Origin of the sequence: Pseudoduganella sp. RAF53_2 (genome assembly GCF_052113985.1) — a bacterium.
Classification (GTDB): Bacteria; Pseudomonadota; Gammaproteobacteria; order Burkholderiales; family Burkholderiaceae_D; genus Rugamonas.
Map to the genome: position 1 here is coordinate 1 of NZ_JBFRDW010000476.1, position 7,529 is coordinate 7,529.

Consider the following 7,529-nt stretch of genomic DNA (forward strand, 5'->3'; position numbering starts at 1 on the left):
CAAGCTGCATCACCGCACAAGCTGCATCACCGCAAAACAAAAGAAAAATACCCACAAAAATTCAAAGAAGCCAGCAACAATAGGCACGTATCGACATATATCTACGACCCAACGTCCCCCAATTAGCGGAAGGCCAACCGTTGGATTCGTGCACGCGCCACCCGGCAAACTAAGACCAAAACCTATCGACGTATCTTTACCTGCGTCAGACTTCGCGTCGTCAAGCCCGGTATCACGCCCTGGCCCCAATCCGTCAACCAGCTTGTTCAATGCATCAAGCATCGTGCCAACGGAACTTGGTGTACCACTCTCATCGATCTTGCAAGCAGGCTCACCCGGCGCACCGCAGTTCTGACCACCGGAACCAGTCCCGCCAGTACCACCTGTCCCACCCGTACCTGTGCCGGGATCAGTGCCTCCGCCAGTACCACCAGTACCACCAGTACCACCAGTACCACCAGTACCACCCGTGCCACCAGTGCCACCAGTACCACCAGTGCCGCCAGTACCACCAGTGCCACCTGAACCGGGATCAGTACCAGAGCCAGGATCAGTACCAGAACCTGGATCGGTGCCACCGCCCGTACCGGTACCGGTGTATGGCGGAGCGTTCGCGAAGTCCTGACTAGAAGAACACTGACCGGCATTGTTCTGAACCATATGCACACTGCACTTTGTGAGCGCAATATTGGGAGTGCCTGTATCGGTATCATTGCAGCTGCTGACACTATCCGCATTAGCCCAGCATCCATCAGGACAAAAATTCGTAGTCATAAGCGCACCATCAGCGATAATGGCTTGCACCACCTTGTTAGTGGTCTTGTCGTAATACGCGGTGGGTATCCTCCAAGTGCCAGCATCATCGCCCGCAGGACAGGCAACACGACGACATTGCTGCCCAGGCGGCTTCGATACGTCTGCGCTTCCTGTATAACGCGGAGTGGGGCAATCATCAGGCCAATAGTGAACCTGAAACGACCCGTAATTGATATCCTTCTCTGTGTAATAGTCGTAAGTGATATTTGGGTCCGGCGTTAGCTCCGACACCTGACCACCGCCGCGCACCTTGCAGTACGACACTTTAGCGCTCGGGTCCGGATACAGTGCCAACACCGCGGAGCAGCTAAGCGAATCTATCCCCTGCTTTGAAAACCATGCTTGCCCCTCCAACTGATAGCGAGCGGCGAACACGTCAAGCGGCAGCAGATGCAGAACAATCAAAATGAGCAAATAGCGCATACAATCCCCGTAAACAAAAAAGGGGGCACAGCACGCGCCCCCTAACCCGCCAGCTACGCGAGGATTAGCCAGCCTTCGAGAAGGCTTTCTTCATCATCTTGATACCCCAGAAGCCACCAGCCACCAGCACGGCCACGCCGAATGCCGCAGTGATGTATTCCTGTGCCGTGCCGGACAGCGCAGTGATGGCGTCAATGCCAGGATCAGCAGCGAATGCAGATGCCGAAGCAACGACAGCACCACCAGCTACCAGACCTTTTTTGAAGATGTTTTTCATTTCTCTATACCCTTACATGGTTTACGGCCTACATAAGATTGCGTGCGGCCAGCGCGCAAAATGCTACTAATCCAGAATCTCGATTGAGCGCCGGATAATCCGCTGAGTCGCCCCTGCGGCGTATCCGATCCCCCAAGCTGCCAACAGGCATGCGATGGTTTGGAGCGTGTTCATTTGTGATCTACCAAGCGATGAATGATGTACTTCACCAAGTACACTGCACCGACAAATAAGCCAGTCAAGAACAGAATCGGCGAAAGGGCCCTGAGCAACTGAATCATCGCTGCGCACCCGCAATCCAACCCAACGCGAAGCACACAACAACCGCCAGACCAAGCCACATTTCGGGCGTCACCTCCGTCACTGCATGACCCCTGCTGCAACCACTCCCGTAACGAAGAAGCCCTGATGGCAATTGAACGTAGCCGTATCATGAGCTTCGCCGTACAGGTCAAACCGACCCGCTTCATGTACCCAGGGAGTGAAGCCAACATCACCCTCGTAAGGCATCAAAAACAGACCGGTTTCCGCGTCCTGCACGATGTACTTGACGCCTGCGTTATGCGGCGGCATTCTTCGCACCGCCTTTTGCGGCCTCAAGCGGACGCAGCGCGGAAATGATCGTCTTTTGCGTGTTACCGTTCGTGACGATCTCCATATCCACTTCGGCCATGAATGGGAACGCGCCAGCCAAGTGCTCAAATTTCTTGTACTCCTCAGCCTTGCCTAGGTTGTATTCAGCGGTCGCGGTGCCCATGGCGGTTCCCTTGCTGCTGTCCAGATCCGTTTCGACGTACACCTTCGTGCTATCGAAAGTGGTGCCGTTGTCCATCTGGCCTTTGCTGAACTTCATGCCGGTTACTTTGACGGTCGATTTGAATTTCATTTGCTGGTTTCCTATACACGCGGCCTACTAAAACCGTTTTCCCCGTTGAGGCCATACGACGGGACGGCGGTAACGAAACGCATCATCGAAGGAACGATGACAGGCTCTAATTTGTGAATTGGAGTCGGGCCGCTGGTTGCGTCCGCAGTAATCGGCAGAAGGCGCTTAGGCCAGTAGTCATCGCCCTCAAAGCAAACCATATCCAGCGTGGCTTGATCGCCGTGAAGTTCGCGCAGCATGCGCAACCACCTACCGTACTGGCGCTTGGTGATTTCGACACCTGCGTCATGATTAATCTGCGCAGCACGCTCTTTAAGCTTCAAACGCTCCGGCTGAATAGTTTTTTCCAGCTTCACCAAGCACGGATACGCGCCCACGAAATACTTGGACGGATTGAGCAAAACCTCAGGCTCGATAACCATGTTCGTGTTCTTAAACTCAACCTCAACACGGCACCAGTTACTTTGCTTATCGCCCTCTTTACGACCCTCGCCCATTGGTCATCAGCCCAATCTACCGACAGGTATTGGCCTTCCAGATCATCATGCGCAATGTCGATACGCGAGATCGATGGACGAACCGCAATGTCAATGAGCCAGCGGTAAAGGCGATGCTCCCAACCCGGCAAAGCATGCGTGCATCCCTGCCCTGTCAGCGTAATGAGCATGGTCTGACGCTGCCCACCAAAGCACACGAACCCCATCTTGTCGCCCAAAACCCACGACTCACGATAAAAATTCATACCGCGATCACGCTTTTCCGTGATGYCAAAGCCGAACACTTTTTCAAGCTGGCGGGATGYCTCCTCAATGATCTGATCGTCACTGACAAGCATCTGCCGAGCCGTGCGGAAGAAGGTATCTTCGAGGACCGTAAAATTGATCCAGTCGATGATGGCCGCTTGGCTATCCGAAGGACGACGCACCATCACGGTTTTCGTCTCACCAGAGTCCGACAAAACGAGCTTCACCTCACCGATATGCTCATCACACAGGCTTGTCCAATGGCCGCCGATTTCGGACGCCTCGGCACTGTGCAAGTTTTCCCCCATGTTATTAATGGGGGGCAGCTGGTCGCTGCTTACCTCCGGCTTTTTCGGCACAAACCCGCCCTTCGGGCCTGTCGCGGCGGGCCGCGCCGCCTGCGCGGCACGTCCTGCCGCTTCTGCCGCGACCTTCGCGCGGCCATAAATTTGGGATTTGACCTGCCGGGACGGCGAGCCGCCCGATTTAGCGGCATAGGTCTCTGCATCGCCCTGAGCGAGCTGACGACGAGCAGCGATCGACAGCTTCATGCGCGGCTCCAGACGACAACTCGAACAGGCACGTACAGCATCAGTAAGACAGACGCAGCGAGTTGAAGCTCAACCCAGTCGGGCAGATCGCGAACGCCGAAACCGCTTGCCGGAAAGTGCGCTTCAACTTGATCCGATAGCACCAAAAACCACAAGACGGAAAAAAAGAGCGCAAAGGCAGCGCAAATGTGGGAATTGGAGAGATTTCCCTGTTGACCCGTTGACGGTAAACCAATACGATTCATTCAGTTCACACACTGTGAAGTTCACGATGTGTGAACCATAGTTAACGGAGCGTGAATTGTCAAGCGGAAAAATAGTTGCTTTGCTACTTATCGTTGCTGCATCGACTGATGCATACGCTGAAACACGAGTGTGTCGAACACCCGATGGTCATAAGACGGTAACCAACGAACCGTGCAAAGCACCGTACAAACAGACCGAAGTGCTACCGGACACGCAAGCCAGAACCAGTAGCGACAAAGGAAGCCGCGCACAACAGCGCCGCGACGCCGAAATGCAACGAATCATAGGGAAACGCAAATGAAAAGCGGACTGTATCTCGACCAAGTGAAAGACAAGCTAGGGCTTCACCAAGACAAAGACCTGGCCGAGCATTTCCACGTCACCAAAGCCGCAATCAGCCAGTACAAAAGCGGTCAGCGCATCATGGACAACGAGATGTGTCTCGCCGTCGCGCTTATCCTTGAAGTGGACCCTCTCCGGGTCATCATGGCGGCCGATATTGATCGCGCCGAAAGGTCTGGGCAAAGCTCTCTATGGTCGGTCTTTTCACAGAGGATGGCAGCAGCAGCCGCTAGCGCCGTTCTGGCTGTAGGTGTCACGGGATTTTTGACACCCGGCAACGCCGAAGCCCATACCTACAGCCCCTCTTCCGCGCCGCAGGTTGAACCAATTTATATTATGTAAAATGCGATATTGGCGCCGAACCCTCTTTGGGCTGTGCAGCGCGTCGGCTTTCACGAAGTCGGCATGTCCGTGACTTTCCACGCATTTTCATGGTCACCATACGGTTTATAGTTGATGAACAACAATAAACCGAGGTGGATATGTTCAAGCGTACGATCATTGCAGCTACTTTGCTGACTGCCCTGCATTCGGGTCTTGCAATGGGTTTTGAGATCAACCCGGCAAGCCACGATGCTGCCGCTGTCACGCGCTCACTGAAGTCGGAATATCAGCGCTATCTCTCCCGCCTTACTTCGCCAACACACGAGCGCATTACCGAATTGACGCTGGCGTGCGCGGAAGCCTCTAAGCAATATGATTGGTGCGATCTGCCTGCGACAGACCTGACGAACGCCAAACACTTCGACATTGACGTCCTGAAGTTTGGTGTGCGCTGGAACGACGATCCCAATAACTTCTTCCGCGTCGACCAGGAATTTACCTGGTTCTTTTGGCTCAAGGCCGCCGGCGCTTATCCGCGTTTGATCAATCCAACTTATCCTCTGGAGTACCGTAGCCACTACGGCGATATGCAATTCCTGCATGGGATGGGCCGGCGTGGCGACGATCCTGTAAAGGTACGCGACAACGTCGTGGAATGGGTCCATTTTGCTTATGACGTCGCAACCGGACGCATTGATCCATCCGCGCAGCTCTACACCTTGCAGGGCAACTACGCGTTCGCGAAGTATTTCGAGGGCTCGCGCCGCCGCAATTGGACTGTCCGCCATCTGTTCACTAATGTGTCAGATATCTTGTGCACGGCCGCCTGTGATTCGCTGCCAACGGACGATGCGCAAATTCGTAATCTGGCGTTAGGCGCCCTTCTTCATACGGTTCAGGATTCCTTCTCGCACGCCCACGCGGAACGGGTAAACACTGGGGTTCATGCGTGGCTTGATTACGCCGCCCAAGACCCTGGCTGTCACAAAGGCGCGGATGAAGACACGGTTTGGATCGATGCGAGTGACATCCACGTGAAGCCCGCCATTGCGTGGGGGGCCTGGTTTGTTCGCAGCGCGATGCTGAATGTACCTTGGGAAAATGGCGTGCGCGAGGAACTCATTAACCGCACTTTCGCACTCGACCCTCATGCCGTCGAACCGTACGGCGGCGGTTACGAGTCCGGCGGCAAGCACTGCAAGCTGTAGTAACTGTACGCACGATCATGAAATGACGCTCCTGGCTGGGCATCCACGAAAAGATCGTGCGAAAAATTTCAGCGTCTCGACGCGCTGCCGCAGGCCAGTTGGTGGTTGGCTTTACGTTCAGCGATGACTTGCTGGCGTTGGGCTTCGGTGAGCGTCACCGCAGGGCCGCCGCCGTGTCCGATTGCCAGATTTTTGGTCTTTTGAGCGTATTCAAGCTGCTGCTGATCGCGCGTGCACAGTTCGTCTTCCGACATGACCTTGCCAGAGCGATGCATGCTCGGATTGAATGGTTCGGGCGCATTTTTTTCTGCTTCCGCGGCTACCGCAGCCCGGCGGCGTTCGGCTTCAGCCAATTTTATGCGGCTCTCGCGTGATGCAATTTCCCGTTCTCGCCAGTTATCGTTTGCTGGCGCCACAGCCGATTGCGCGCGCGGAGTTGCGAGCGCGGTGGCATTGGAACCATCCTGGGGATGGTCTGAATATTGGACCTTGCCATTGGCGTCGGTCCATTTGTAGAGCTGCGCATGCGCTGAGATAGCCGTCAATGCAAGCACAAGGGAAATTAGAGTTTTCATACGGCAACTATACTTCAGCGCGGACGCGAAAGGCTCACACTTTGTCACGGTTGCCGTAAAAAGGGCTGAGTCCCCTGCCCTGCGGGACCCAGCCTTCTGACATCAATACTTCACATCCAGGCGGACGCTGAAGTAGCGGAACACATCGCGTGGCGGCACCCAGCTGTCAACCGTGATGTTCGGTGCAGAGCCGGACGGGCCGGCGCGGAATGAAGGACCGCTGGCGTTCGCGTTCGGAATGTAGAAGCGATCGAACAGGTTGTTGATGCGGAAGCTCAGCTTGTAGCGGTCCTTGTTGTCGCGAATACCGAAGCCCAGATCGGCGATGGTGTAGGCGGTGTTCACGGCGCGCGGATCGTTCGCGATATTGGTCTGGTAATCGCTCTGATAACGCACATTGCCGTTGACGAAGGCGTCGAAGGACATGCCCGGAATCTTGAAGTCATACTGGCCGCCGACATTGGCCTTCAGCTTCGGAGTACCGGGGAACACGGCGCCGCTCAGGTCCTGGATGCCGGTGGTCGAACCTGGCTTGATCGGGAAGCAGGTACGGTTGCGTCCTGGCAGAGAGCCATTTTCGCCCAGGCCGGTATTGCCGATCGCGACGTTGGTGGCGTCGTTGTAGCACGGACCGTTAGCCCACTGTTCGATCGTCGGACGGGTGTACGCCAGCGAGCCGTTCAGCACAAAGCCAGGCGTGACCAGGAAGTGAGTATCCAGCTCGAAACCATGCGTGCGGATGAACGGGATCGAGTTCAGCTGCGTGAAGATGGTCGGATTATTCGGCAGAACAAAGGACACGTTCTGCTGATAGCCATAGAACCGGGTGTTGAACACAGTCGCCGCGACGGACATGCGGTTATTCAGCAGGTTCCCTTTGGCGCCCAGCTCGTAAGTCTCGCTGCGCTCCGGATCGACCGGGAATGCCGCCGCTGCCTGCAGGCCGCTGGTCACGTCGTATGCCTTGCCCTTATGGCCGGTCGCGGTCATCGCGTAGACCATCCATTCAGGATTGATCTGCTTCTGGATACTCAACTTGCCGGTGACGGCCTTGTCGGTATTACCGGTGCTGGAGAATTGATCGACGCCCACCGGACCAGGTTTGAAGCTGGCTGGGTCAAGTTGGTCGGTGTAGAAG

General features: G+C 55.5%; 10 protein-coding genes. 2 read left to right on the top strand and 8 right to left on the bottom strand.

The features are described 5' to 3' along the window. Nucleotides 1-9: 9 nt before the first annotated feature. The 6 genes from AB4Z11_RS23275 to AB4Z11_RS23300 all read right to left on the bottom strand — a co-directional run bounded on the left by AB4Z11_RS23275 (nucleotide 10) and on the right by AB4Z11_RS23300 (nucleotide 3,696). Nucleotides 10-1,239: a hypothetical protein gene (locus AB4Z11_RS23275; RefSeq protein WP_442027988.1), complete on the bottom strand. Its 1,230-nt coding sequence runs from the start codon at nucleotides 1,237-1,239 to the stop codon at nucleotides 10-12. A gap of 64 nt (nucleotides 1,240-1,303) precedes the next feature. Then, nucleotides 1,304-1,516 (bottom strand): major coat protein, encoded by a 213-nt coding sequence (locus AB4Z11_RS23280; RefSeq protein ID WP_442027990.1) that lies wholly within the window; start codon nucleotides 1,514-1,516, stop codon nucleotides 1,304-1,306. A gap of 360 nt (nucleotides 1,517-1,876) precedes the next feature. After that, nucleotides 1,877-2,089 carry a hypothetical protein gene (locus tag AB4Z11_RS23285; protein WP_442027991.1) on the bottom strand — a complete coding sequence of 71 codons (213 nt, stop codon included), beginning with the start codon at nucleotides 2,087-2,089 and terminating at the stop codon, nucleotides 1,877-1,879. Continuing rightward, the gene (locus AB4Z11_RS23290; RefSeq protein ID WP_442027993.1) at nucleotides 2,076-2,402 is read right to left on the bottom strand and encodes a hypothetical protein; all 327 of its coding nucleotides are present in this window, start codon (nucleotides 2,400-2,402) and stop codon (nucleotides 2,076-2,078) included. Before AB4Z11_RS23290 ends, AB4Z11_RS23285 begins: the two co-directional genes overlap by 14 nt. Before the next feature lie 11 nt (nucleotides 2,403-2,413). After that, nucleotides 2,414-2,761 (bottom strand): hypothetical protein, encoded by a 348-nt coding sequence (locus AB4Z11_RS23295; protein ID WP_442027995.1) that lies wholly within the window; start codon nucleotides 2,759-2,761, stop codon nucleotides 2,414-2,416. Then, a complete protein-coding gene (locus AB4Z11_RS23300) occupies nucleotides 2,755-3,696 on the bottom strand; it encodes a hypothetical protein (RefSeq protein WP_442027997.1) in 942 nt (313 codons plus the stop codon). Before AB4Z11_RS23300 ends, AB4Z11_RS23295 begins: the two co-directional genes overlap by 7 nt. A gap of 543 nt (nucleotides 3,697-4,239) precedes the next feature. On the opposite strand from AB4Z11_RS23300, the gene AB4Z11_RS23305 reads away from it, so the two are divergent. Next, nucleotides 4,240-4,626, top strand: a complete 387-nt coding sequence (locus AB4Z11_RS23305) for a helix-turn-helix domain-containing protein (protein ID WP_442027999.1) — start codon at nucleotides 4,240-4,242, stop codon at nucleotides 4,624-4,626. Nucleotides 4,627-4,766: 140 nt separating this feature from the next. Further along, nucleotides 4,767-5,816 (top strand): hypothetical protein, encoded by a 1,050-nt coding sequence (locus tag AB4Z11_RS23310; protein ID WP_442028001.1) that lies wholly within the window; start codon nucleotides 4,767-4,769, stop codon nucleotides 5,814-5,816. Between the two features lie 68 nt (nucleotides 5,817-5,884). Here the strand turns inward: AB4Z11_RS23310 and AB4Z11_RS23315 are convergent, their stop codons facing one another. Continuing rightward, nucleotides 5,885-6,391: a DUF4124 domain-containing protein gene (locus tag AB4Z11_RS23315; protein WP_442028003.1), complete on the bottom strand. Its 507-nt coding sequence runs from the start codon at nucleotides 6,389-6,391 to the stop codon at nucleotides 5,885-5,887. 102 nt (nucleotides 6,392-6,493) lie between these two features. Next, a partial coding sequence (locus AB4Z11_RS23320) for a TonB-dependent receptor domain-containing protein (protein ID WP_442028004.1) occupies nucleotides 6,494-7,529 on the bottom strand: 1,036 nt, incomplete at its 5' end.